The 23,333-nt window shown below is 70.3% G+C and carries 24 protein-coding genes and 1 pseudogene; 18 read left to right on the forward strand and 7 right to left on the reverse strand.

The window, feature by feature from the left end; genetic code table 11:
* The first annotated feature begins 118 nt into the window (after positions 1 to 118).
* Positions 119 to 1,309 (forward strand): spermidine/putrescine ABC transporter substrate-binding protein, encoded by a 1,191-nt coding sequence (locus EDD92_RS33535; protein WP_123967768.1) that lies wholly within the window; start codon positions 119 to 121, stop codon positions 1,307 to 1,309.
* 157 nt (positions 1,310 to 1,466) lie between these two features.
* Here the strand turns inward: EDD92_RS33535 and EDD92_RS51475 are convergent, their stop codons facing one another.
* Together EDD92_RS51475 and EDD92_RS51480 are read right to left on the reverse strand one after the other, a co-directional pair.
* Positions 1,467 to 1,601 carry a hypothetical protein gene (locus tag EDD92_RS51475; protein ID WP_260326904.1) on the reverse strand — a complete coding sequence of 45 codons (135 nt, stop codon included), beginning with the start codon at positions 1,599 to 1,601 and terminating at the stop codon, positions 1,467 to 1,469.
* A gap of 12 nt (positions 1,602 to 1,613) precedes the next feature.
* The gene (locus EDD92_RS51480) at positions 1,614 to 1,790 is read right to left on the reverse strand and encodes a hypothetical protein (protein WP_260326906.1); all 177 of its coding nucleotides are present in this window, start codon (positions 1,788 to 1,790) and stop codon (positions 1,614 to 1,616) included.
* Positions 1,791 to 2,307: 517 nt separating this feature from the next.
* On the opposite strand from EDD92_RS51480, the gene EDD92_RS33545 reads away from it, so the two are divergent.
* From EDD92_RS33545 to EDD92_RS33565, 5 genes are all read left to right on the forward strand, one after another.
* Positions 2,308 to 3,162: an ABC transporter ATP-binding protein gene (locus tag EDD92_RS33545; RefSeq protein ID WP_260326907.1), complete on the forward strand. Its 855-nt coding sequence runs from the start codon at positions 2,308 to 2,310 to the stop codon at positions 3,160 to 3,162.
* Positions 3,159 to 4,016, forward strand: a complete 858-nt coding sequence (locus EDD92_RS33550; protein ID WP_123967769.1) for an ABC transporter permease — start codon at positions 3,159 to 3,161, stop codon at positions 4,014 to 4,016. Before EDD92_RS33545 ends, EDD92_RS33550 begins: the two co-directional genes overlap by 4 nt.
* Positions 4,017 to 4,038: 22 nt before the next feature.
* Entirely contained in the window at positions 4,039 to 4,278 is a 240-nt protein-coding gene (locus EDD92_RS33555) for a helix-turn-helix transcriptional regulator (RefSeq protein WP_123967770.1), read from the forward strand.
* A 26-nt stretch (positions 4,279 to 4,304) separates the two neighbouring features.
* Positions 4,305 to 4,946 carry a hypothetical protein gene (locus EDD92_RS33560; RefSeq protein WP_123967771.1) on the forward strand — a complete coding sequence of 214 codons (642 nt, stop codon included), beginning with the start codon at positions 4,305 to 4,307 and terminating at the stop codon, positions 4,944 to 4,946.
* 289 nt (positions 4,947 to 5,235) lie between these two features.
* Positions 5,236 to 6,747 carry a carotenoid oxygenase family protein gene (locus EDD92_RS33565; RefSeq protein ID WP_123967772.1) on the forward strand — a complete coding sequence of 504 codons (1,512 nt, stop codon included), beginning with the start codon at positions 5,236 to 5,238 and terminating at the stop codon, positions 6,745 to 6,747.
* A 115-nt stretch (positions 6,748 to 6,862) separates the two neighbouring features.
* On the opposite strand, the gene EDD92_RS33570 is transcribed toward EDD92_RS33565, so the two are convergent.
* Positions 6,863 to 7,528 (reverse strand): YceI family protein, encoded by a 666-nt coding sequence (locus tag EDD92_RS33570; RefSeq protein ID WP_123967773.1) that lies wholly within the window; start codon positions 7,526 to 7,528, stop codon positions 6,863 to 6,865.
* Positions 7,529 to 7,748: 220 nt separating this feature from the next.
* Here EDD92_RS33570 and EDD92_RS33575 point away from each other — a divergent pair, with 220 nt between their 5' ends.
* From EDD92_RS33575 to EDD92_RS33600, 5 genes are all read left to right on the forward strand, one after another.
* Positions 7,749 to 8,126, forward strand: coding sequence for an LPXTG cell wall anchor domain-containing protein (locus EDD92_RS33575; protein ID WP_123967774.1), 378 nt, complete (start codon positions 7,749 to 7,751; stop codon positions 8,124 to 8,126).
* A 185-nt stretch (positions 8,127 to 8,311) separates the two neighbouring features.
* Complete coding sequence (locus EDD92_RS33585; RefSeq protein WP_123967775.1) at positions 8,312 to 8,902, forward strand: class F sortase; 591 nt, start codon at positions 8,312 to 8,314, stop codon at positions 8,900 to 8,902.
* Between the two features lie 99 nt (positions 8,903 to 9,001).
* On the forward strand, positions 9,002 to 9,493 hold the full coding sequence (locus EDD92_RS33590; RefSeq protein ID WP_030944810.1) for an RNA polymerase sigma factor: 492 nt from the start codon (positions 9,002 to 9,004) through the stop codon (positions 9,491 to 9,493).
* Positions 9,477 to 9,929: a hypothetical protein gene (locus tag EDD92_RS33595; RefSeq protein WP_123967776.1), complete on the forward strand. Its 453-nt coding sequence runs from the start codon at positions 9,477 to 9,479 to the stop codon at positions 9,927 to 9,929. Before EDD92_RS33590 ends, EDD92_RS33595 begins: the two co-directional genes overlap by 17 nt.
* A 47-nt stretch (positions 9,930 to 9,976) precedes the next feature.
* Complete coding sequence (locus EDD92_RS33600; RefSeq protein WP_123967777.1) at positions 9,977 to 10,501, forward strand: hypothetical protein; 525 nt, start codon at positions 9,977 to 9,979, stop codon at positions 10,499 to 10,501.
* Here the strand turns inward: EDD92_RS33600 and EDD92_RS33605 are convergent.
* Positions 10,480 to 11,616, reverse strand: coding sequence for a serine hydrolase (locus EDD92_RS33605; protein WP_123970665.1), 1,137 nt, complete (start codon positions 11,614 to 11,616; stop codon positions 10,480 to 10,482). The two genes, EDD92_RS33600 and EDD92_RS33605, sit on opposite strands and share 22 nt — an antisense overlap.
* Positions 11,617 to 11,972: 356 nt before the next feature.
* On the opposite strand from EDD92_RS33605, the gene EDD92_RS33610 reads away from it, so the two are divergent.
* Complete coding sequence (locus EDD92_RS33610) at positions 11,973 to 13,646, forward strand: RNA polymerase sigma factor (protein WP_123967778.1); 1,674 nt, start codon at positions 11,973 to 11,975, stop codon at positions 13,644 to 13,646.
* Between the two features lie 4 nt (positions 13,647 to 13,650).
* On the opposite strand, the gene EDD92_RS33615 is transcribed toward EDD92_RS33610, so the two are convergent.
* Positions 13,651 to 14,337 (reverse strand): glycerophosphodiester phosphodiesterase, encoded by a 687-nt coding sequence (locus EDD92_RS33615; protein WP_123967779.1) that lies wholly within the window; start codon positions 14,335 to 14,337, stop codon positions 13,651 to 13,653.
* 34 nt (positions 14,338 to 14,371) lie between these two features.
* A pseudogene (locus EDD92_RS33620) lies at positions 14,372 to 15,528 on the reverse strand (adenosine deaminase); the annotation flags it as partial.
* Between the two features lie 111 nt (positions 15,529 to 15,639).
* Between EDD92_RS33620 and EDD92_RS33625 the strand changes: the two are divergent.
* The gene (locus EDD92_RS33625) at positions 15,640 to 16,398 is read left to right on the forward strand and encodes a DUF4190 domain-containing protein (protein ID WP_123967781.1); all 759 of its coding nucleotides are present in this window, start codon (positions 15,640 to 15,642) and stop codon (positions 16,396 to 16,398) included.
* A gap of 391 nt (positions 16,399 to 16,789) precedes the next feature.
* Here EDD92_RS33625 and EDD92_RS33630 read toward each other — a convergent pair whose 3' ends face one another.
* Positions 16,790 to 17,395: an NADAR family protein gene (locus tag EDD92_RS33630; RefSeq protein WP_123967782.1), complete on the reverse strand. Its 606-nt coding sequence runs from the start codon at positions 17,393 to 17,395 to the stop codon at positions 16,790 to 16,792.
* A 209-nt stretch (positions 17,396 to 17,604) separates the two neighbouring features.
* On the opposite strand from EDD92_RS33630, the gene EDD92_RS33635 reads away from it, so the two are divergent.
* Genes EDD92_RS33635 through EDD92_RS33655 form a run of 5 tightly spaced genes read left to right on the forward strand, consistent with a single transcriptional unit; the run spans position 17,605 to position 23,318 of the window.
* Positions 17,605 to 19,140: a gamma-aminobutyraldehyde dehydrogenase gene (locus EDD92_RS33635; RefSeq protein WP_123967783.1), complete on the forward strand. Its 1,536-nt coding sequence runs from the start codon at positions 17,605 to 17,607 to the stop codon at positions 19,138 to 19,140.
* Between the two features lie 49 nt (positions 19,141 to 19,189).
* Positions 19,190 to 20,437 (forward strand): PotD/PotF family extracellular solute-binding protein, encoded by a 1,248-nt coding sequence (locus EDD92_RS33640; RefSeq protein ID WP_123967784.1) that lies wholly within the window; start codon positions 19,190 to 19,192, stop codon positions 20,435 to 20,437.
* Positions 20,438 to 20,442: 5 nt separating this feature from the next.
* Positions 20,443 to 21,594 (forward strand): ABC transporter ATP-binding protein, encoded by a 1,152-nt coding sequence (locus tag EDD92_RS33645; protein ID WP_123967785.1) that lies wholly within the window; start codon positions 20,443 to 20,445, stop codon positions 21,592 to 21,594.
* Positions 21,594 to 22,517, forward strand: coding sequence for an ABC transporter permease (locus EDD92_RS33650; protein WP_123967786.1), 924 nt, complete (start codon positions 21,594 to 21,596; stop codon positions 22,515 to 22,517). Before EDD92_RS33645 ends, EDD92_RS33650 begins: the two co-directional genes overlap by 1 nt.
* On the forward strand, positions 22,518 to 23,318 hold the full coding sequence (locus tag EDD92_RS33655) for an ABC transporter permease (protein WP_123967787.1): 801 nt from the start codon (positions 22,518 to 22,520) through the stop codon (positions 23,316 to 23,318).
* Positions 23,319 to 23,333: the final 15 nt, after the last annotated feature.

Here is a 23,333-nt window from a genome sequence, read left to right on the forward strand (position 1 = left end):
GACGGCCAGGTGTGCGCGACGGGCCGCCCGGGCTGATCGACAGGGTGTCCGGCCGGTGCGGGCGTACTCGACGCTGCGTCGATTGTCGGCGTACAGGCAGGGACGGCATGCTGCGCCCATGCCCCTCACGCCGAAGACCTCCCCCCTCTCCCGCCGGTCCCTGCTGCGCGCGCTGGGCGGTGGTGCGGTGCTCGGAGGCCTGGCCGGCTGCGGGGTGCCCGCCGCGTATGTGCGGCCCGGCGAGCGTGCAGTCGCCGATCTGTCCGCCAGAGACAAGCGGCTGACCTGGGCGAACTGGCCGCTGTACATCGACACCGACGACGACAACCCGAACCGGCGGCCCACGCTTGAGGCCTTCGGGAAGCGCACGGGGATCTCCGTCGAGTACACCGAGGAGATCAACGACAACGACGAGTTCTTCGGCAAGATCAGCCCCGCCCTGATGAACCATCAGCAGACCGGCCGCGATCTGATCGTCATGAGCGACTGGATGTGCGCGCGGTTCGTGCGGCTCGGATGGGTCCAGGAGATGGACCGGGCCAGGCAGCCCCACGTGGCCAAGTACCTTGACCCGCAGCTGCGTTCGCCCGCCTTCGACCCGGGCCGCAGGTACTCGGTGCCGTGGCAGTCGGGCATCACCGGCATCGCGTACGACCGCCGCAGGCTCGGCCGCGAGATCCGCCACGTCTCGGACCTGTGGGCGAGCGACCTCAAGGGGCGGGTGACCCTGCTCTCCGGCCTGGACGAGGCGTTCGCGCTGCTGATGCAGGGCAACGGCGTCGACATCACGAGGTGGACGGCTGCCGACTTCCACAAGGTCTGCGACCAGGTCGAGAGGTACGTGGCCCGTGGCCAGATCCGCCGCTTCACCGGCAACGACTACACCAAGGACCTGGTCAGCGGCGACGTCCTGGCCTGCCAGGCGTACTCCGGCGACGTCATCCAGCTCCAGGCCGACAACCCGCACATCCGCTTCGTCGTCCCCGAGGAGGGCGCGGAGCTGTGGGCCGACTCCCTGATGATCCCGGACCGCGCGGCGCACAAGAGGAACGCCGAGCGGCTCGTCGACTACTACTACGCGCCCGAGGTCGCCGCCGAACTCGCCGCCTGGGTGAACTACGTCTGCCCCGTCCCCGCCGCCCAGGACGTCCTCGCCGCCGCCAAGGACAAGGACACCGCGGCCCTCGCCGAGAACCCGCTGATCTTCCCGGACGCCGAGATGCGGAAACGGCTCGTGATCGCCCGGGACATGACGTCGACGGAGCGGGTGGAGTTCGCGAAGAGGTGGAACAAGATCGTGGGGTTGTGACCACGGGGGCGGGTTCCGTGCGGGCAGGGGCCGGGGACTTGGCGTTTCCGGCCGCGGCCCGCCGTCCAGTTGGGGCATTTCCGGGCCCGTGGGTGGTGCGGCCCCGTCAGAAGCGATCCTGCCTTCGGAAGGGCGCCCTCCTCGGCATCTCTTCCTGTCAGCCGAGGTGGAGGGTGGCCGGAGCGGTCGTCCAGTCGGGGACGATCGACTTCTGCGCGGCCGCGAGCGTGGCCTGACCCTTGCAGACCGCGGTGTGGAGCTTCGTCTCCACCGGGTCCTTGTCGCCGTTCACCCTGGGACCAGCTCACGCTTCGTCGGCCGGAGCACCGGGGTCTCCCGACATGGCGGCTGGATCGTCATGCCAGGCAGCCCTCACACCAGCGGAGATGCCGGCATCGCCGCCGGTGAACAACGTGCTCAGCTCATCCATGCGGGCAACAAGCCGGTGCCTGCTGATCATTGGCAGGAGTTCCAGCAGCACGGAGCCGTTCGGCCCTGCGGTACAACTCGGGCCACTCGACTTCCGGCACGTAATGCATCACGGGCCCCAGGGCGGCGGCACGCGTGTGCAGGACCTGTATCCGGTCGGCATCCAGGTGACGGCCCGGCGTCTGCTCGCCCTCCGGACCGATGCCGCCGACCGCTCGCAGCGCATCGACCAGAGCCGTGGCCTTCGGGGCCCGGTCGGCCGACAGCTCCTCACCGAGTCGCACGAGCCGCCCTCGCAGGACACCGAGCGCGGCGATGGACGCCTCCACACCGGCCAAGTGGTCGCGGACCAGCCGCGTCGGGTCGACACCGGCATCGAGACAGACGGCGGCAGCGAGCGATCCTGCTTCTCGAACGCTGCCTGCCGGAGAACCAGCAGGTGGGCCCGGCTCCTTGCGTCACCGGGGACAGCAGTCTCGTCTTGCGGGCCTGCGATGAAATGTAGTACTCCTACTATCAACAGTTGTGGAACTGCGGAGACCTGTCGGGTTTCTGCATAGGGGGTATCCATGGGCGGTCCGGTGATCAGTACCCGGGGGCTGCGGATGCGGTACGGCCGCACCGAAGTGCTGCACGGCGTGGACCTGGAGGTGCACGCCGGCGAAGTGGTCGCGCTGCTCGGCCCCAACGGAGCGGGCAAGACCACCACGATCGAGATCCTGGAGGGTCTGCAGGCCCGCTCGGCCGGAGAGGTGCAGGTACTGGGCGTCGACCCGGACAAGGGTGGGGACTGCTGGCGCGGGCGGCTCGGCATCGTGCTCCAGAACTGGCGCGACCACCCGCGCTGGCGGGTCCGCCAACTCCTCGCCCATGTCGCCGAGTTCTATCCGCATCCGCGTGACCCGGACGAACTGCTCGCCGCCCTGGGGCTCAGCGCACAGGCCGAGCAGACCATCGAGCGCCTGTCGGGCGGCCAGCGGCGGCGCCTCGATGTCGCGTTGGGCATCGTGGGCCGGCCCGAGCTGCTTTTCCTGGACGAGCCGACCGCGGGGTTCGACCCGGAGGCCCGGCGCGAGTTCCACGAACTGGTGGAACGCCTGGCCCGGGTCGAGGGGATGACGATCCTGCTGACCACACATGACCTCGCCGAGGCGGAACGGCTCGCCGACCGCATCGCCGTCCTGGTCGACGGCGCGGTCCTGGTTTTCGGTACGCACGCCGAGTTGACCGCGCGGGTACGTGCCGACTCCCAGGTGCGCTGGAGCGAACAGGGCGTGACGCGGACCGCCCACACGCCCGACCCGTCCGCGCTGGTCTGGGAGTTGCACCAGCGCTTCGGCGGCCCGGTCCCCGACCTGGAGATCCGACGGCCGTCGCTTGAGGAGAGCTACCTCGGTCTCGTCACCGAAAGGAACGCAGCGTGAACAACGGCAGGATCGTGCTGATCGGGGTGCGCCGGGGCTGGGCCGAGCACCTTCAGTTCCTGCGCAACCGGCGGGAGATGGTCGGTGGCCTGCTCGGCACGGTGGTGATGTTCGTGGTGATGGTCCGCTGGCAAGGCGGCGCGGACGTGCCGGGGACACACGCCTCCAAGGCTGTGCTGATGGCCGCGGGCTTCCTGGCGTTCTGCGTGTCCTCGGTCGCGTTGATGAACCTGCCCATGGTGATCACCACGGACCGCGAGCAGGGTGTGCTGCTGCGGCTGCGCACCATCCCGGGCGGGTTGTCCGCCTACCTGGTCGGCCGTGCGGTCGCGGTGCTGAGTCAACTCGGTACCTATGTGGTCGTGATGCTGACCGCCGGCCTGATGTTCACCCGGCTGACACTGCCCACGGCGCCGGCGGACTGGCTGACCCTGGTGTGGGTGCTCGGCCTCGGTGTGACGGCGGTAGTCCCGCTGGGCGCGGCGCTGGGAGCGCTGCTGCCCGGACCGCGCAACGCCGCGAGCGTCCTGTCCCTTCCGATGACGGGGCTGCTGATCATCTCCGGGGTGTTGTTCCCGGTGACGTCACTGCCCGAACCGGTCCAGTGGGTCGCCCAGGCGTTTCCGCTGTACTGGCAGGGGCTCGGGCTGCGGTCGGTGTTCCTGCCGCACTCAATGCTGGCCGCCGAGATCGGCCACAGCTGGCGGCCCCTGCAGACCGCCGGGGTCCTTGCCACCTGGTCGCTCGCGGGCATGATTCTGGCGTCCTGGCTGCTGCGCCGTACGACCCGCCGCGAGTCCGGCACCCGGCTGACCGAACGCCGGCAGCGCCTGGCCGCCCGCAGCGGGTACTGATCGGCTGCGGGAGACTGGGGCGGTGCCAGCAGACAAGGAACAGGTCTACAACCGGATCGCGGTGTTGCGGGCCGAACGGAGCATCTCACGCCGCGATCTGGCCACCGCGCTCGGTGTGCACTACCAGACGGTCGGCTATCTGGAACGCGGAGAGTACAGCCCGAGCCTGCACCTCGCGCTGCGCATTGCCGCCTACTTCGAGGTGCCGGTCGAGGTCGTCTTCTCGTTGAATCCGTTTCCCCGACTGGGCAGCCCGCAATGAACACGACAGACAGGAATCCCAAGGACATGGGCGAGGCTCCCAAGAGTCGGCGCGAGCGGTCACAGCGCCGGCGCGCCGAACGCATCACGGCCCTCGAACAGCGCATGCCGGCCCGGTTCACCGCACGGCGCAACCGGCAGGCGCTGGCGGTGGCCGGCGCAGGGCTGCTGGCACTGCTGTGGCTGAACGCCGCCGTGTCCTGGTTCCTGGCGCCCAGCGACACGGCCATGGTCACGACCTTTGTGGTGCTGGCGGTGGTGGTGGTCGTCGGCATCCCGGTGATCAGCTGGATGGTCGTGGTCACCCGGGGCGCCACCTCGCTGGACGAGCGCTTTCTCGACGAACGGCAGGTGGCCGAGCGGCTGCGCGCGTTCACCGTCGCGCACTGGATCTCCGGCGTGCTGATCGCGGTCGTCGCCGTGGCGAGCATGATCCTCGACCCCGGGCTGCACCTGCCGTCCGCCGCCTACTTCCTCGTGCTCTTCGCGCTGTTCGCCACCCACACCCAACTGCCGCTGCTCGTCGCCGCATGGCAGGCGCCCGACCCGCCCGTGGACGACGAGGAGCCTGCAGCCGGCGGACCCGAGCAGGGATTGTCCGACCCGCTCCCGCGGGTCACGGACCTGGAAGGCCGACCCGCGAAGTCCGGGTCTGATTCTGACCGCTGAAGGTCTCGCCGCCGATGCTGATCAGGTGCGCTTGCTCGGCATCGCCCATGCGCCCGGTGAAGCCGTACGAGGCCGCGTTCAGCCGCTTCTCGTGCTGCTCGTGCCACATGAGTCAGCGGTTCGCAGTCGCGGCCGACCGGCCCAGGCCCCGGATCGGGGGTGGTGCCGGCACCACCCCCGATCCGGGGCCTGGGCCAACTGCTTCACGGGCGACCGGGGAGGAAGGTTGCTCGCGTCGCCACAAGTGCGGCAGAGGAAGCCGGCCTCGACAACGGAACGGGGAGACATGATGGCCAGTCACACGCGGCGGGGACTTCTCAAGGGCGCCGCGGTCGCGGCGGCGGGCAGTGTGGTCGGGAGCGGCCTCGGGCCCGGCTTCTTCACGGCCGCGGCGCAGACGGGCGGCGTAGCCGGAAAGGGCGGTGTGAGCGGTGCGAGGCCGTTTCTGGAAGGCGCCTTCGCACCGGTCACCGAGGAGTTGACCGCCTTTGATCTCAAGGTGACCGGCCGCATCCCGCGTGACCTGGACGGCCGCTATCTGCGCAACGGCCCCAACGCTCTGGGCCTGGAGGATGTCCGTGCCCACCACTGGATGCTCGGCGACGGGATGGTGCACGGGATCCGGCTGCGCGGCGGGCGCGCGGAGTGGTACCGCAACCGCTGGGTGCGGTCCTCGCAGGTGACGGCGAAGCTCGGGGAGACTTACCCGGGCCAGGCACCGCCGGACGACTTCGCATGCAACACCCATGTGATCCCGTACAAGGGCCGCATCCTGGCGCTGCAGGAAGGCGGGCCGCTGCCCTACGAGCTGGACGGCGAGCTGGGCACCGTACGCCCGTACGACTTCCGCTCCACTCTCAAGGGCGCGTTCACCGCGCACACCAAGTACGACACGGCGGCAGACGAGCTGCACGCGATCGCGTACTACCCCACCTGGGACCATGTGCGGCACATCATGATCGACCGGACCGGCCGGGTGGTCCGGACCACGCGGGTTCCCGTTGCGGACGCGCCGATGATGCATGACTTCGCGCTCACCGAGCAGTACGTGGTGATCGTGGACGTGCCGATCACCTTCGACGCTGCCGCCGCCGAGGCGGGCGCCGTCGTGCCGTATGTGTGGAACGACAAACATCCCATGCGCATCGGGCTGTTGCCGCGCACGGGCGGCACCACCCGCTGGTTCGAGATCGCCCCGGTGTACTACTCGCACACGCTCAATGCCTACGACCAGGGGGAGACGGTCGTGGTGGAGTACACCGGGTTCCCCGCGCCGTTCTACGCCGCCGGACGCGGTATGGGCGGGCCCTGCGCGACCGGGTCCCCCACGCTCGACCGCTGGACGATCGATCTGCGCGCGGGCCGGGTCCGCAGCAGCCGGCTGGACGACCGTCCGCAGGAATTCCCCCGCATCAATGAATCCCTCATCTCGCGCCGGCACCGTTTTGCCTACACCGCGAGCGCGGCCGAGATGTGGCGCGCGTACGAGACCGCCGATGGCGTGCCGCCGGACGAGAAGTTCACCAACCACCTGATCAAGCACGACATGCTGCGCGGCAGCAGGCAGCTGACCCGCTTCCCCGAAGCCGCGGCGGTCAGCGAGCCGGTGTTCGTCCCGCGGCGCGGGGCGCGGGACGAGGACGACGGTTACGTTCTGGCGTATGTGAACGACCCCGACCGCGGCGCGACCGACCTGGTGATCCTCTCGGCCCAGGACTTCGGCGGCCGCCCGCTGGCCCGGATACACCTGCCCGGCCGGGTTCCGCTGGGATTCCACGGCAGCTGGATCGCGGACGCCTAGTACTCCGGGGACCCGCCGTTCCCGGACCCGGTCCGTGACGCATGACTCGACGGGCACGCGACGCCGACCTCCGCGGAGAGCGGCGGGCGAGGATCCCTCTGATGCCGTACCCCGGTCAGGCGGGCAGTGTCCGGATGGCGGCGATGTCGAACTGGAGGCGCACCTTCTCGCTCACCATGGCGCCGCCCTCCGCCAGCTTCTGGCTGTACGTCAGGCCCCAGTCGGAACGGTTGATCGTGGTCGTGCCGTCGAAACCGACCCGCTCGTCCCCGAACGCGTCGACGACGTGCCCGATGTAGGTGAGCTCCAGGTCGACGGGGCGGGTGGTGTTCTTGATGGTGAGCTCGCCGGCCATGCGGTAGACGTCGCTGCCCACGAGCTGCACCGTCGTACTGACGAAGCGCATCCGCGGGTGGTTCGCGGCGTCCAGGAAGTCACGGCCGACCAGGTGCGCGTCGCGCTGTTCCACGCCGGTGTCGACGGACGCGGTGGACAGGACGATCTCGGCGCGGGAGCGAGAGGGATCACGGCCGTCGAAGTAGAGCCGGCTCTGGTACTCGGTGAAGGCCCCGCGGACGGTCGTCACCAGGGCATGGCGGACGGAGAAACCGATGCGGCTGTGTGCCGGGTCGATCAGCCACTCTCCGGTCAGCGCCGCGCGAGCGGGGTCCGGACGGCTCGCTGTGGGGGCGAACGCCGGTGGTTCGAGGGGGCGTTGCGGGGCGGTGGCGGTGGGGGGAGCCGGGCGGCGCAGAGACGCAGCACGGGTGAACAGGTTCATGATTCACGTACCTACGTCATGACAGGAACGGCCGCAAGCCACCTTCAAGACCCGCGCACACGGTCGTCACCAATTCCCCGATCAATGGGCCGGATCCCGCGATCCCGCGCGACTTTGCCGGTTCTTTACAACCCGGCCCGTCGCTGCCTCGTCTCTCCGCTCGATCAGTCACACAGCCCGCCGGTCGACCACCGGGGGGACCGACGAAGGAGAGCGATTCATGCGCCGAACCGGCCTCAGTGCCATGGCACTTGCGTGCACCGCCGTGCTGGCGGGCGCGCTGCCCGCGTTCGCCGACGGGGCGAAGGCGGCCCCGAGCCCCGTCCCCACCGCCACGCAGGCGCCCACCTCGGCCCCCAGCGCCAGGCCCAGTGCCTCCACCGCCCCGAGCGCCGTGCCGAGCGCGGCTCCGACCCGGGCGCCGTCCTCGGGCCAGGTCTCCGTCGTGCCGAGCGGTGCGCCGAACACCGGTGCGGTGCCGCCCACTTCGGACTCCTCCAGCACGGGTGCGCTGGTCGGCGGGGGTGCCGCTGCGGCCGTCGTCCTCGGTGGCGGCGCCGTCTTCCTCGTACGCCGCCGGCAGGCGAACGGGGCGTGAGCCGGCTCTCCGGGCGGGCCCCAAGCGGCTCCGGGGAAGTTCAGGCACGCCCCCACGCCGCCCGGCACGCACCCTCGCCGCACCAGCCACAGGCCCAAGTAGCTCCGCTACGAGGACCTTCGTCCGGCACGTCGAGAGCACGCACCGAACGACGCGGGAACGCACCCGCACTTCTCCGGAGCCGCTTGGCCACCGCGGCGCTGGCCGCACTGCTCGTCGCCTGCGGCGGCCCCGGCGCCACGACCGGGAGCTCCGTGAGCACGCCGTCCGCCTCCGCGCGGCCCCCGGCCGAGTCCGGCAGGTCGGTGTCCGCGGTGGGGCGATCGACCCCGGTCAGGCTCCGGATACCGGCCATCGGGGTCGACACCCCGGTGATGAAGCTGGGCCTGGCCGCGGACGGCAGCGTGCAGGTGCCGCCGATCGCGGCGCACGACCGGGCGGGCTGGTACGAGCACTCCCCGACGCCGGGCCGGACCGGACCGTCGGTGATCCTCGGCCATGTCACGGTCGGCGCCTACGGGGACGGAGTCTTCCGGCGCCTGGGGGAGCTGCACCGGGGCGAGAAGATCGTGACGCGCCTGGAGAACGGCACGGCTGCGGTGTTCGCCGTGACCGACGTCCGCACGGTGTCCAAGGCCCACTTCCCGTCGGACGAGGTCTACGGGAACGTGAACCGGCCGGAGTTGCGGCTCATCACCTGCGGCGGCAAGCGGACCGGTGACGGCTACCTCGACAACGTGATCGTTTTCGCGGCGCTGAGCTCCGCAGGTCCCTGACCCGGCCATCCGGAATCCGGGCCGGCGGAACGTACGCCGTCGGCCCGGGCTCTTCCTCCACAAGCGCCCCTACGAGTGCCCCCACGACCCGGGAGAACGTTGAAACGGTCCCGTGAGAAGGCCGCGTCCGAGCTGTTCGCCGCCCTCTATCCGCGTCTCGCCGGCTGGTGCCGCCGGCTGGTCGACGACGACGAGACGGCCCACGAGATCGCCTCGGAGGCGTTCACCCGGCTCTGGGCCCGCTGGACGTCCGTCGCGGAGCCGCGCGGCTTCCTCTACGTCACCGCGGCCAACCTCGTCCGGGACCACTGGCGCAAGCTGGAGCGCGAACGCAGAGCCGTGCGCCGGGCGACCACGGAGGCCGCCGTGGCCCCGCATCCCGAACAGACGGACCCTTCGGTACGCCTGCTCGTGCAGTCCCTCCCGGAACGACTGCGCGTCCCGATCCTGTTGCACTACTACGCTGACATGCCGATCCGGGAGGTGTCCGTGCTGACCGGACGCAAGGAAGGAACCGTCAAGGCCGACCTCCACACGGCCCGCGAACTGCTCCGCGCCCAGCTGAGGAGAAGCCTTGATCACACACTCTGACGAGGGCCCGGACTTCGACCCCGACGACCCGCTCGCCGTCCTCCTGCGGCCCCCCGCCGAGTACCTCGGCGCGCCGCCCGGCCGCTACGAGGAGATCCGCCGCGGCGCATCCCGCCGCCGTCTCCTGCGCGCTGCCGCCGGAGCGGCCCTGACCTGCGGTGTCGCCGCACTCGTAGTGCTGCCCCTGCACCTGACCGCCTCCGACGGCCCGGCCTCCCCGGCGGTCCCCCTCGCCCCGCCGCCCGCGAGCAGCCCCTCGACGCTGCCGCCGTCGACGACCGCACCCGCCCCGGTCACTCCCGCTCCCAGCGCCAGCCCCAGCACCATCCCCGACCGCCCGTCGGCCCCCCGAACCGCCGAACGGTCGGCAAGCTCCGTGCCGACGGTCGCCCAGTCGGCGGCCCGTATCGGAGGTGCAATCCCCTCCAGCAGGTGATCGACAGCAGTTTTGAACGCGTTCAACAATGGGCGTACGCTGCTGCCATGAGCGACAGAGCCGCCCTGCTGAAGGGCATCCGCGCCTGGCTGGCCTTCTTCGTCGTCTGCCTCGTGCTCAGCGGCGCCACGGCCTTCCCCCTGGTCCACGAACTGCGCTGGACCGAGGACCTGCTCAGGTCCCTGTCCGTGCCGCACCACGTCCCCGCCCTCATGGACTGGATCGAGCGGGTCCGGCGCGGACTCGACACCGCCGACGCCGACTACCCCTTCCTGCTCTACGGCACGGACTGGCTCGCCTTCGCCCACCTCGTCATCGCGGTCGCTTTCTACGGGCCCTACCGCGATCCCGTACGCAACATCTGGGTCGTCGAGTTCGCCATGATCGCCTGTGCCGGGATCATCCCGCTCGCCCTGATCTGCGGGCCGCTCCGGGGGATCCCCTTCTGGTGGTCGGTGATCGACATGTCGTTCGGGGTCCTCGGGGTGATCCCGCTGTACGTCGTGCGGAAGAAGATCAAGCGGCTGGAGGGGCTGGACGAAGGGGTGGGTCAGCGGTTGAAGGCCGGATAGGCGAAACGTTCGGCGGTCGCCTGGCCGTCGCCCTTGGCGTCGGTCGAGGTGACCGAGTAGACCAGGGTGCGGGAGAGGTCGGGGGTGGCGGCGATCACCGTGGCGTAGCCGGGCCGCGAGCCGGTCTTGCCCCAGATCACCTTGCCGTTCAGCTCGAACCGCTCCAGCGCCGCCCCGTACCGTGCGCCGGGCACGTCGGGAAGCGTGAACATCTCCCGCAGCTGCGGCTCGGGCACGACCCTCCCGCGGAACAGTCCCACCAGCAGTCGCTGCAGATCGGCGGTGGTGGAGATCAGGTCGCCTGCCGCCCGGCGGTCGGACATGTTCCAGTCGGTCACGTCCACCAGCCTGCCGTCGATCCAGTCGTACCCGCGGTTGTGCGGACCGTGGATGCGGGGGTCGGCGCCGACCGGGAACGAGCTGTCCCGCATGCCCAGCGGCCGGAAGATCCGTACCTCGGCCTGGTGTGCGTACGAGTCGCCGGTCACCGTCTCGACGAGCATGCCGAGGACCGTGTAGTGGATGTTGTCGTAGTCCTGCCGTGTGCCGGGCGCGTACGCCGGGCCCTTGGCGACCGAGGCCGCCACGACCTGCCGCGGGGTCAGCGTCTCGAAACGGTGCGGGTACCCGTCCTCGACCGTGTCCCCGAGGGACGCACCCGACTGCAGACCGCTGGTGTAGTTCAGCAACTCGCGTACGGTGACGGGCTCGAACGCCTTGGTGAGGAGGCCGGGCAGATACTGCTGCACGGTGCCGTCCAGGTCGATACGGCCCTCGGCGGCCAGCTGCAGCACGATCGCCGCGGTGACCACCTTCGTCACCGAACCGGCCCGGAAGCGTCCGTTCTCCAGCGCCGGTGCCCCGGTCCGGACGTCCCGCACTCCGGCCGTCCCGTGCCACGTCCCGTTGCCGCCGACACGGATGGCTGCGGAAGTCGCGTCCGTGTCGGGGAGACCCGCGATGGCGGCACGCAGGGCGTCGGTGTCGGGGCCGGTGGCGGCGGGTGCGGACGCGGAGGCGGTCGAGGGTGCGGCGAACGCGGGCGCGGCCAGCGGGCCGGCGGTCAGGGCGAGGACGAGGGAGGCGGCGAGGATCGTCGAGGTGCGGGCGCGCATGGGCTGCTCCTGAGGGTTCGGTGGCAGGGGGTCGTAGATCATCCTCGGGGCGCGGGAGGCGGTGCGGATCGTCGGTGGGGAGGGCATGGATCCCTGACCGGTCCCGGAGCAAGTCCCTTACGGCGTGCGGGTGTTGTGGGGGATCGTCCCTACGGGCACCGACCGTCACCGGCCGTCGGCCGCGGCTCGCCGAAAAAGTGTTATCCCGCCTGCCTCCACCGCGTCTCCCCTCGCGTCCCCCATTCCCCTCACACCCGGGAGCCCCCCCACATGCCCCGCCCGCACCCGGCGCCCACTGTGATCCCCGACATAGCCACCACCCCCGGTACGGCTGAGAAGGTGCGGTCGAACGGCATATGACCCGGGAGAGGACGCACGTGGACGAGAGGGCCGGGCATCAGTGGCGCTCCACCATCGCGGCAGCACAGGCCGGTGACCGGCAGGCGCTGGACGACCTCGTCGCGGGCTGGCTGCCGCTGGTCTACAACGTCGTCGGCCGTGCCCTGAACGGCCACGCCGACGTCGACGACGTCGTCCAGGAGACCATGCTGCGCGCCGTCGGCAACCTCGGCTCGCTCCGCGACCCGGACAGCTTCCGGTCCTGGCTGATGGCGATCGCCATGCGGCAGATACGGGACCGGGCGCGCCGCAGGTCCCCGCAGCAGCTGGACGAGAGCGCCGCCCGGGAGGCCACCGACTTCGCCGAACTCACCGTGCTGCGGCTGCAGTTGGAGGGGCAGCGGCGCGAGGTCGCGGAGGCGGTGCGCTGGCTGGACGACGAGGACCGGCAGCTGCTGTCGCTGTGGTGGCTGGAGGTCGCGGGCGAGCTGACCCGGCGCGAACTGGCCGCCGCCGTCGGCATCAGCCGGCAGCACGCCGCCGTACGCGTCCAGCGGATGAAGGAGCGCCTGGAGACCTCGCGTGGGATCGTGCGCGCACTGGACGGGGCCTGCCCCGAACTGCGTGAAGTGACCGGCCGCTGGGACGGGCGCCCCGACTCGGTCTGGCGCAAGCGGATGGCCCGGCACATCAGGGGCTGCGGCTACTGCGGCGACGCGCGCGAGTCGGTCGTACCGGCGGAAAGGCTCCTGGTGGGCATCGCGCTGGTCCCGCTCCCCGTCGGTTTCACGCTCTCCCTGGCCTTCGGCGGCAAGACGGCCGCGGCTGCCACCTCCGTCGGCTGGTCCGCCAAGGTGCTCGGCGTCCTGACCAAGCCCGCCGTCGCCGTCACGGCGAGCGCGACCATCGTCGCGGGCGGCGCCTACGTCGTCACACAGACCCCGCCCACCCCGCCGCCGCGCGCCTCCAGCACCCCCACGGCATCGAGCACCCACCGCCCGCCGCCCCCGTCCGCCCCGCCCACACCCTCCCCGTCCCCTTCGGTGACGAAGCAGAAGACCGAGCTCTACGGCAGTGTCGTCGACGCCGTGGACAAGGCACCCGACCCGGGCAAGCCGCCCGCCGCGCTCCCGCACCGGCCGGCGTCCGGTATCACCAGCACCGGCGGCGCGCACGCCGTCATGAACCACCGCGGCGACAGTGCGACGCTCACCGGCCAGGGCTATGTCCAGGTCCGCTGGCAGATCGCGCCGCAGTACCGGCCCGGCAGCCTGGTGCCGCCGAGCTGGACCGGCCTCAAGGGCAGGCTCTTCCACGTGGCCTCGGGCGGCGGCCGCCGCATGGACGACCGCGTCAGCAGCACCGACCCCACGGCCACCGGCATGGGCAGCAGGGCGACCGGCTTCGACGTCCTGCCGCCCGGCACCCAGCAGATGTGGCAGAACGAGTACTTCTACCTCGACGGCAGCGTCACCCTCACCGTGAACGAACGCGGCGCCGACTACAACCTGTACGTCTCCCCGACCACCTGGGACGCGGCGGAGAAGGACATCACGACCGGCCCGCCCCAGGGCGCGATCCGCTACGGCCTGGTCCGCGACACCGGCAAGGATGACACTCCGGTCCCGCAGTACGTCACCCGCGCGACCCCGTCCGATCCGGCGACGGTGGCCCAGCGCTCACGGGTGTAGCCGGTCAGCCGCCGCCCCGGAGGGCGCAGAGGACGTCGACGCGGTTGGTCGTGATCGAGTCGACGCCGAGTTCGATGAGGCGGCGCATGGAACGGCGGGTGTCCGGGGTCCAGACGGACAGCAGGTACCCGTCGTGGTGGACGCGGGCGGCCAGGTCGCGGTCCACCAGCGAGAAGCGGTAGTTGAGCCAGCGGGGCTTCACCGCCGCGAGCAGCGCGGGCCGCGGCGGCGCCAGGCTGGTGCAGGTCAGGGCGATCTCGGCGGACGTGTCGGCGGTGCGGACGGCGAGCATCGCGGTGGCGTCGGCGGTGTAGTAGACACGGTCGGCCGCCCCCGCCTCCCGTACCGCGTCCACGATGCGGCGCGCCGCCCGCACGTCCCGCATCCCCGGCAGGTCCAGCATCAGCCGGGTGCCGTCGGTGGCGGCCAGCGTCTGAGCGAGCGTCGGCACCCCGCCGTCCGTGAGACCGCGCACCTCGGCCGCGGACAGCGAGCGGAGTGGCCGCTCGTGCTCCCACAGCCGTTTCAGCGTCTCGTCGTGCAGCAGCACGGGGACGCCGTCCTTGGTGAGCCGTACGTCGATCTCGACCGCGTCCGCGCCCTGCCGGAGCGCGGAACGCAGCGAGTCGATCGTGTTCTCGCGGACGCGGTAGGGGTCGCCGCGATGGGCCACGGCGGTCACGTTCTGCATGGCCCCATTGTGGAGGGCGTCCTTCTGGGCGGCGTCAGGGGGCGAGCCACGCCGAGGTGTAGGAGTCGATCTCGTCCCGGATACCGGCCTTGCCGGGCTCGTCGAGGAAGGACGCGTCGACGGCGCTCTTGGCGAGGGCGGCGAGCCCCTGCGCGTCGAGGTTCAACAGGCGCGCGGCGACGGCGTACTCGTTGTTGAGATCGGTGCCGAACATCGGCGGATCGTCGGAGTTGATCGTGACGACGATCCCGGCCTTCACGAACTCCTTGAGCGGATGCTCGTCGAGGCTGCGGACCGCGCGCGTGGCGATGTTGGAGGTCGGGCAGACCTCCAGCGGGATCCGGTGCTCGGCGAGGTGCGCGAGGAGTTTCGGGTCCTGGAAGGAGTGGGTGCCGTGTCCGATGCGCTCGGCCCGCAGATGGGTGAGCGCGTCCCACACCGTCTCCGGGCCGGTGGTCTCTCCCGCGTGCGGCACGGAGCGCAGCCCCGCCGCGATCGCCTGATCGAAATAGGGCTTGAACTGCGGCCGCGGCACCCCGATCTCGGGCCCACCGAGCCCGAACGACACCAGCCCCTCGGGCCGCAGCCGGTCGTCGGTGGCGAGCCGCGTGGTCTCCTCGGCGGCCTCGAGACCGGCCTCGCCGGGAATGTCGAAGCACCAGCGCAGCACCGTCCCGAACTCGGCCTCCGCCGCCTTCCGCGCGTCCTCGATGGCGTCCATGAAGGCGCGCTCGTCGATGTTGCGGCGGGTCGAGGACCACGGGGTGATGGTCAGCTCGGCGTAGCGCACCTGCTGCCGGGCCAGATCCCGGGCCACCTCGTACGTCAGCAGCCGTACGTCCTCCGGGGTGCGGATGAGGTCCACGACGGACAGGTACACCTCGATGAAGTGGGCGAAGTCCGTGAAGGTGAAGTAGTCGACCAGGGCCTCGGGGTCGGTGGGCACCTTGGAGTCGGGGTGCCGGGCGGCGAGTTCCGCGACGATCCGGGGGGAGGCGGAGCCGACGTGGTGCACATGCAGTTCGGCCTTGGGCAGTCCGGCGATGAAGGTGTGCAGGTCGCGCGGCGCGGCGGCGAAAGCGCCCAGGTGCTGGGTCAAGGGTTCCTCCCCGGAACGGCGCCCCGGGGCGGCTGGGCCGGGCGGGGCGCGGGTGATCGGCTGATCGGTGGGTCGGGATCATCGTAGGCCGGGGCCCGGGGCGGCGGTGCTGCCGGAGTGGGAACTGCTGACCGACCGGGCGGCGGGACAGCCGGGACAGGGCTTATACGATGGCATCACGATCGACTGAGGGGGACGGGGACGTGGCGGACCAGACACAGCCGCGCGGGGGCGCAGGAGAAGACCACGACCCGTGGGCGCCGCCGGAGCGCAAGACCTCGCTGGAGAAGGGCGGGCAGCCGGCCGCGGCCGGGCAGCAGCCCCTCCCGCAGGACCAGCCGCCCGCGCCCCAGCAGCCTTCGGTGCAGCCGCCTCCGGTGCACGACCAGGCCACGGTGACGTCCCTGCCGGGCCAGGGCTTCGCCCCGCCCGGATTCGGCGCCCCCGGCTACGCCCCGCCCGGCGCGCCCGCCGCCCCCGACGGCTGGTCCGAGTCCGCCGTACCGCCCCCGCCGACGGCGCCCACCGGCCCCGGCGTCGGCCCGCAGGGCCCGGGGATGCCCGGCGGATACGGCTACCCCGCCTACCCGCAGGGGTACGGCTGGCCCGGTATGCAGCCGCTCCCGCAGAACGGCATGGGCACCGCGGCGATGGTGCTGGGCATCCTGTCCTGCTGCATGTTCTGCATCTACGGCATCGTCTCCGTCGTCCTCGGTGTCCTCGCGGTCGTCTTCGGCGTCAAGGGGAAGCAGCGGGCGGACCGCGGCGAGGCCAACAACCGCGGTCAGGCCCAGGCGGGCTTCATCACGGGCATCGTCGGCATCGTCCTCGGCATCGCCACGATCGTCGTGATGGTCATCGCGATCGTGGCCGCCGTGCACGACGAGAGGAACAACGTGGACGACGGCCCCTCCTACAACTCCGCCCCCAGGGCGGCGGCACCGCTGGTGGCCGGCGGCTGAGACCGGCTGGCCGTCCCGGCTCGTCTCGCCCCGTCTGCCTGACCCGGCGTCCTGTCTGTCTCGCCCGGCCGTCTGTCTCGTGCGGCCGTCTGGCTCGTCCGCCCCGCCCGCCCGTCTGTCTTGTCCGGCCGTTTGTCCAGTCCGGCTGTCTGCTTCGCCAGGCCGTCTGTCTTGTCCGGCTGTCTGTCTAGTCCGGCTGTCTGCCCCGCCGGCGTGCGTCATCCGCCTGGCTCGTCTAGTTCGGCTCGTCTCGTCCGGTCTGGCTCGTCTTGGCCGGTCCGCCTCGCCCGGCCGGTCTGCCCCGCCCGGCCGGTCCGCCTCGCCCGGCCGGTCCGCCTCGCCCGGCCGGTCCGCCTCGCCCGGCCAGTCCGCCCCGCGCGGGCGGGCCCGCTCAGTCCTCCCGCAACCGCTCCCGCGCCTCCATCAGCGCGAAGCCCAGCAGATTCGGCCCCCGCCACCGCTCCGGATCGGCCGCGGCCTCGTCGTCCGCCGCAAGGCCGATACCCCACACCCGGTCCACGGGGCTCGCCTCGACCAGCACCCGATCCCCGGTGTTCACCAGGAACTCCCGCAGATCCCCGTGGGCGGCGAACTTGTGGACGCTGCCCTCGAGCACGATCCCGAAGCGCTCGCGCTCCCATATCTCCTCGTCGAAGCCGCGCACGAGCCGTCCCGCCTTCTTGGCCTGGGACGGATGCGCCGCGGCCAGCACCCGCCGCTCTGCCTCCGCGTCGTCGAAAAGCCGCGCCTTGGCCGCCATCATCCAGTGCTCGGCGGTCGCGTAGGCCACCCCGTCCACCGTGAACGGCGACGGCCACCACTGGCTCAGACAGCTCGGCCCCACCCGGCCGTCCGCCCGCGCCCGGTGACCCCAGAAGTGCAGGTACTTGATCCGGACTCCGGCATTGACCGCCCTGACCAGAGCCTCCCGGGAGTCGATCCTCCCCGTGATCTCCTCCACCGGCTCCTCCGTGAACTCCCCCGTGATCCTTTCCATGCATGCGAGTCTCGCAGCCACCACTGACACTCCGTCCCCCCTTTTCCGAGCTCACTCGACACCTGGTCGACAGATTCCGTCGCGTAACCGAAAGGCAACAACGGAATCCCTTGTAGGAGTGCCATAGCTCTGTCAGGATCGGCACTCAAATCGAGCTGGAGCTACGCCACCCGCCCCCCGGCCGCGGGGCGACGGCGGAGGAGAGCGACATGCAGAACCCGGGCACCGCCACCCCGGAACGATTCCCCGCACAGGACCGCTTCGCGGACGGCGCGCAGTTCATCGCGGGCCGCCTGACGAAGGGCACGTCCGGCCGTACGCACGCGGTCGTCGACCCGGCGACGGGCGAGGAGGTGTACACGTACGAACTGGCCGGTCCCGACGACGTCGACGCTGCCGTGGCCGCCGCACGCGAGGCCTTCCCCGGCTGGGCCGCCACCACCCCCGGCGAACGTTCCGACGCGCTGCACCGCTTCGCCGCCGTGCTCGCCGACCGCGCCGAGGACTTCGCCCGCGCGGAGAGCCTGCAGTGCGGCAAGCCGCTGAAGCTGACGCGCGAGTTCGACGTTCCCGGCACCATCGACAACACCGCATTCTTCGCGGGCGCCGCCCGGCATCTGCAGGGGCAGTCGGCCGGTGAGTACTCCGGGGACCACACCTCGTACGTACGCCGTGAACCCATTGGTGTCGTCGGGTCGATCGCGCCCTGGAACTACCCCCTCCAGATGGCCGCCTGGAAGATCCTCCCGGCGATCGCCGCTGGCAACACCATCGTGCTGAAGCCCGCCGAACTGACCCCGCTCACCTCACTGCTGTTCGCGCAGGCCGCCACCGACGCCGGCATCCCGGACGGTGTCATCAACATCGTCACCGGTACCGGCCGGGAGGCGGGAGAGCACCTCGTCGGCCACCCCGACGTGGTCATGACCTCCTTCACCGGCTCCACCGCCGTCGGCAAGCGTGTGGCCGAGGTCGCCACCGCCACCGTCAAGCGCATCCACCTGGAGCTCGGCGGCAAGGCCCCCTTCGTCGTATTCGACGACGCGGACCTGGACGCCGCCGTCAACGGCGCTGTCGCGGGCGCGCTCATCAACACCGGGCAGGACTGCACGGCCGCCACGCGCGCGTACGTGCAGCGCCCGCTCTACGAGGCGTTCGTCGAGAAGACCGCCGCCCTCATGGAGACGGTCAGGCTCGGCGACCCCTTCGCCGCCGGCACCGACCTCGGCCCGCTGATCTCGCACGTCCAGCGCGACCGCGTCGCCGGTTTCGTCGACCGGGCGCGCTCCTACGCGCGCGTGGTGACCGGCGGCGAGGTCCCGAAGGGGGAGCTCGAGAACGGCGCCTACTACCGGCCCACCCTCGTCGCGGACGCCGCCCAGGACAGCGAGATCGTCCAGTCGGAGATCTTCGGACCGGTTCTGGTGGTCCTGCCCTTCGACAGCGACGACGAGGGAATCAGGCTCGCCAACGACACCCCGTACGGCCTCGCCGCCTCCGCATGGAGCCGCGACGTCTACCGGGCGAACCGCGCCACCCGCGAGATCAAGGCGGGCTGCGTGTGGATCAACGACCACATCCCGATCATCAGCGAGATGCCGCACGGCGGGTACAAGGCGTCCGGCTTCGGCAAGGACATGTCCGCGTACTCGTTCGAGGAGTACACGCAGATCAAGCACGTCATGTTCGACAACACGGCGGTGGCCAGGAAGGACTGGCACCGCACCGTCTTCGGGGACCGCTAGCAGACGGCCGCACGACCGGCGGCCACACTCCCGAAAGGGCACCACGCGCATGGAGCAGTACGAGCCCGACCGCCTCACACCGGCCGTGGCGGCCGCGATGCGGCGCAGCCTGAGCAACGGCCGAGCGGCGATGACCCGGCGGTCCCTGTTGCGCGCCTCCGCGGGCGGCGCACTCACCGTCGGCGGCCTCGCGGCGCTGAGCGGTTGCGGGATACCCGCCGCGGGCAAGACGCAGGGCGGTGTGTCCGCCGACGACCACTCGGCGAAGGAGAAGGAGATCAACTTCTCCAACTGGACCGAGTACATGGACGTGGACGACAGCGGCAAGCACCACCCGACGCTGGACGCGTTCCGCAAGCGGACCGGCATCACGGTCAAGTACACCGAGGACATCAACGACAACGACGAGTTCTTCGGCAAGATCCAGCCGCAGCTCGCCGCGGGCCAGGACACCGGGCGCGACCTCGTCGTGCTCACCGACTGGCTGGCCGCCCGCATGATCCGCCTGGGCTACGCCCAGAAACTGGACCCGTCCAACCTGCCGCACGCCTTCGCCAACCTGTCGGACCAGTTCCGCAGCCCCGACTGGGACCCGGGGCGCGCCTACTCGTACCCCTGGCAGGGCATCTCGACCGTCATCGCCTACAACAAGAAGGCGCTCGACGGCGTCGAGGTGAAGTCGGTATCCGACCTGCTCGACAACCCCAAGCTCAAGGGCCGCGTCGGATTCCTGACCGAGATGCGCGACAGCATCGGCATGACGATGCTCGACATGGGCAAGGACCCGGCGAAGTTCACCGACGACGACTACGACGCGGTGATCGCCCGCCTCCAGAAGGCCGTCGACAAGGGCCAGATCCGCCGCTTCACGGGCAACGACTACACGTCCGACATCTCCAAGGGCGACTTCGCCGCCTGTATCGCCTGGGCGGGCGACATCGTGCAGCTCCAGGCGGACAGCCCCAACGTCGGCTACCTCATCCCGGACAGCGGCTACATGACGTCCACCGACAACCTGCTGATCCCCAACAAGGCACGCCACAAGACGAACGCCGAACGGCTCATCGACTACTACTACGAGCTGGAGCCGGCCGCCGAACTCGCCGCGTACATCAACTACGTGAGCCCGGTCGCGGGCGTGAAGCCCTACCTTGCCAAGATCGACAAGTCGGCGGCGGACAACCCGCTGATCCTTCCCGACCAGGCCATGCAGGCGAAGTCCCATGCCTTCCGCTCGCTGAGCTCGAAGGAAGAGACGGCCTACCAGCAGAAGTTCGCGAAGCTCACAGGGGCGTGACGAAGATGACGACAGACAACAGCGGTGACGTCCGCCTCTCGGGCATCAGCAAGACCTACGGCTCCTTCACCGCCGTACACCCGCTCGACCTGACCGTGCCGCAGGGCTCCTTCTTCGCCCTGCTTGGCGCCTCCGGCTGCGGCAAGACCACCACCCTGCGCATGATTGCCGGCCTGGAGGAGCCCACCAGCGGCACCGTCCACCTCGGCGAGCAGGAGGTCAGCAACCTGCCGCCCTACAAGCGGCCGGTGAACACGGTCTTCCAGTCCTACGCCCTCTTCCCGCACCTCGACATCTTCGAGAACGTCGCCTTCGGTCTGCGCCGACGCGGCATCAAGTCGGTGAAGAAGCAGGTCGAGGACATGCTGGAGCTGGTCCAGCTCGGCGAGCAGGCGCGCAAGAAGCCGCACCAGCTCTCGGGCGGCCAGCAGCAGCGCGTGGCCGTGGCCCGCGCCCTGATCAACCACCCCAAGGTGCTCCTCCTCGACGAGCCCCTCGGCGCCCTCGACCTCAAGCTGCGCCGCCAGATGCAGCTGGAGCTCAAACGCATCCAGACCGAGGTCGGCATCACCTTCATCCACGTCACGCACGACCAGGAGGAGGCCATGACCATGGCCGACACGGTCGCCGTGATGAACGCGGGCCGCGTCGAACAACTCGGCTCGCCCACCGACCTCTACGAGAACCCGAACACCACCTTCGTCGCCAACTTCCTCGGCACCTCCAACCTGATCGAGGCCGAGGTCGACACGAAGAACGGCGACGACATCGTCCTCAAGGCGGGCGGCGGCAAGCTGGTGCTGCCCGAGGCGCGGTGTTCCGCCCCGACGACGACCGGCGGCAAGGTCCTGGTCGGCGTCCGCCCCGAGAAGATCTCCCTCACCCACGCCGACGACGCGGGCGAGATCGCCGAGGGCCGCAACCGCATCACCGGCAGGATCGCCGACTCCAGCTTCATCGGCGTCTCCACGCAGTACGTCATCGACAGCCCGGTCTGCCCCGAGTTCGAGGTCTACGCCCAGAACATCGACCGCGACGCCCGGCTGGTGCCCGGCGCCGAGGTCGTCCTGCACTGGAACCCGGCGCACACCTTCGGCCTCGACGCAGCCCAGGACATCGACGCCGGTGTCGCCGATGTCGAGGAGGACGCCGCCTGATGGCTGCCGTCACCGAGGCGCCACCCCTGGCGCCCGCCCCCGAGACCAAGCCCCCGCGCAAGCGCGGCCGCCTGGTGCCGTACTGGCTGCTGCTCCCCGGCATCCTCTGGCTGATCGTCTTCTTCGCGCTGCCGATGATCTACCAGGCCTCCACGTCCGTGCAGACGGGCTCCCTGGAGGAGGGCTACAAGGTCACCTGGCACTTCGCCACCTACTGGGACGCGCTGTCCGAGTACTGGCCGCAGTTCCTGCGCTCGGTGCTGTACGCGGCCGCGGCCACGGTGCTGTGTCTGGTGCTGGGCTACCCGCTGGCGTATCTGATCGCCTTCCGCGCGGGCCGCTGGCGCAACCTGATCATGATCCTGGTGATCGCACCCTTCTTCACCAGCTTCCTGATCCGCACCCTCGCCTGGAAGACGATCCTCGCCGACAGCGGACCGGTGGTGAGCACACTCAACACGCTGCACGTCCTGGACGTCACCAACGCGCTCGGCTGGACCTCCGGCGACCGCGTCCTGGCCACACCACTCGCCGTGATCTGCGGACTGACGTACAACTTCCTGCCGTTCATGATCCTGCCGCTCTACACCTCGCTGGAACGCATCGACGGGCGTCTCCACGAGGCGGCCGGCGACCTGTACGCCAAGCCCTGGACCACCTTCCGCAAGGTCACCTTCCCGCTGTCGATGCCCGGCGTGGTCTCCGGCACGCTGCTGACCTTCATTCCGGCGGCCGGCGACTACGTCAACGCCGAACTCCTCGGCTCGACCGACACCCGCATGATCGGAAACGTCATCCAGACCCAGTTCCTCAGGATTCTGGACTATCCGACGGCCGCGGCCCTCTCCTTCATCCTCATGGCCGCGATTCTCCTCATGGTCACCATCTACATCCGCAAGTCCGGGACGGAGGATCTGGTTTAAATGTCCGTCCTCAACTGGCTCAAGCGCCATCTCGTCGTCATAGCAGGACTGCTGACACTCGGATATCTCCTTCTTCCGAACGTCGTCGTCACGGTGTTCTCCTTCAACAAACCGAAGGGGCGCTTCAACTACCAGTGGCAGCAGTTCTCCACGGACGCGTGGAAGGATCCGTGCGGCGTCGCCGACATGTGCGGATCGCTGTCGATCAGCCTCCAGATCGCCTTCTGGGCGACGATCGGCGCCACCGTTCTCGGCACGATGATCGCCTTCGCGCTGGTCCGCTACCGGTTCCGCGCGCGGTCCACCGTGAACTCGCTGATCTTCCTGCCGATGGCGATGCCCGAGGTCGTCATGGCGGCCTCGCTGCTCACCCTGTTCCTCAACCTGGGTGCCCAGCTGGGCTTCTGGACGATCCTCATCGCCCACATCATGTTCTGTCTCAGCTTCGTCGTCGTCGCCGTCAAGGCGCGCGTCATGTCCATGGACCCGCGCCTGGAGCAGGCCGCACAGGACCTCTATGCCGGCCCGGCGCAGACCTTCCTGCGCGTCACCCTGCCCATCGCGGCCCCCGGAATCGCCGCCGGTGCGCTGCTGTCCTTCGCGCTCTCCTTCGACGATTTCATCATCACCAATTTCAACGCGGGCTCGACCGTCACCTTCCCCATGTTCGTCTGGGGCTCGGCACAGCGCGGAACGCCCGTTCAGATCAATGTCATCGGTACGACGATGTTCCTCGTCGCCGTATTGTTGGTCCTTTCTTCGATGCTCATCGGAAATCGCCGCAACAAGCAAAAGGCGTAATCGCAGAAACGCTGT

Origin of the sequence: Streptomyces sp. TLI_185, from assembly GCF_003814765.1 — a bacterium.
Taxonomy (GTDB): Bacteria; Actinomycetota; Actinomycetes; order Streptomycetales; family Streptomycetaceae; genus Streptomyces.

What these genes read in the sequence shown, in the direction of transcription:
- EDD92_RS33535 (WP_123967768.1), top strand. Translation starts at nt 119, where the DNA reads ATGCCCCTCACGCCGAAGACCTCCCCCCTCTCCCGCCGGTCCCTGCTG.
- EDD92_RS33545 (WP_260326907.1), top strand. Translation starts at nt 2,308, where the DNA reads ATGGGCGGTCCGGTGATCAGTACCCGGGGGCTGCGGATGCGGTACGGC.
- EDD92_RS33560 (WP_123967771.1), top strand. Translation starts at nt 4,305, where the DNA reads ATGGGCGAGGCTCCCAAGAGTCGGCGCGAGCGGTCACAGCGCCGGCGC.
- EDD92_RS33565 (WP_123967772.1), top strand. Translation starts at nt 5,236, where the DNA reads ATGGCCAGTCACACGCGGCGGGGACTTCTCAAGGGCGCCGCGGTCGCG.
- EDD92_RS33570 (WP_123967773.1), bottom strand. Translation starts at nt 7,528, where the DNA reads ATGAACCTGTTCACCCGTGCTGCGTCTCTGCGCCGCCCGGCTCCCCCC.
- EDD92_RS33575 (WP_123967774.1), top strand. Translation starts at nt 7,749, where the DNA reads ATGCGCCGAACCGGCCTCAGTGCCATGGCACTTGCGTGCACCGCCGTG.
- EDD92_RS33600 (WP_123967777.1), top strand. Translation starts at nt 9,977, where the DNA reads ATGAGCGACAGAGCCGCCCTGCTGAAGGGCATCCGCGCCTGGCTGGCC.
- EDD92_RS33605 (WP_123970665.1), bottom strand. Translation starts at nt 11,616, where the DNA reads ATGCGCGCCCGCACCTCGACGATCCTCGCCGCCTCCCTCGTCCTCGCC.
- EDD92_RS33610 (WP_123967778.1), top strand. Translation starts at nt 11,973, where the DNA reads ATGACCCGGGAGAGGACGCACGTGGACGAGAGGGCCGGGCATCAGTGG.
- EDD92_RS33615 (WP_123967779.1), bottom strand. Translation starts at nt 14,337, where the DNA reads ATGCAGAACGTGACCGCCGTGGCCCATCGCGGCGACCCCTACCGCGTC.
- EDD92_RS33630 (WP_123967782.1), bottom strand. Translation starts at nt 17,395, where the DNA reads ATGGAAAGGATCACGGGGGAGTTCACGGAGGAGCCGGTGGAGGAGATC.
- EDD92_RS33635 (WP_123967783.1), top strand. Translation starts at nt 17,605, where the DNA reads ATGCAGAACCCGGGCACCGCCACCCCGGAACGATTCCCCGCACAGGAC.
- EDD92_RS33640 (WP_123967784.1), top strand. Translation starts at nt 19,190, where the DNA reads ATGGAGCAGTACGAGCCCGACCGCCTCACACCGGCCGTGGCGGCCGCG.
- EDD92_RS33645 (WP_123967785.1), top strand. Translation starts at nt 20,443, where the DNA reads ATGACGACAGACAACAGCGGTGACGTCCGCCTCTCGGGCATCAGCAAG.
- EDD92_RS33650 (WP_123967786.1), top strand. Translation starts at nt 21,594, where the DNA reads ATGGCTGCCGTCACCGAGGCGCCACCCCTGGCGCCCGCCCCCGAGACC.
- EDD92_RS33655 (WP_123967787.1), top strand. Translation starts at nt 22,518, where the DNA reads ATGTCCGTCCTCAACTGGCTCAAGCGCCATCTCGTCGTCATAGCAGGA.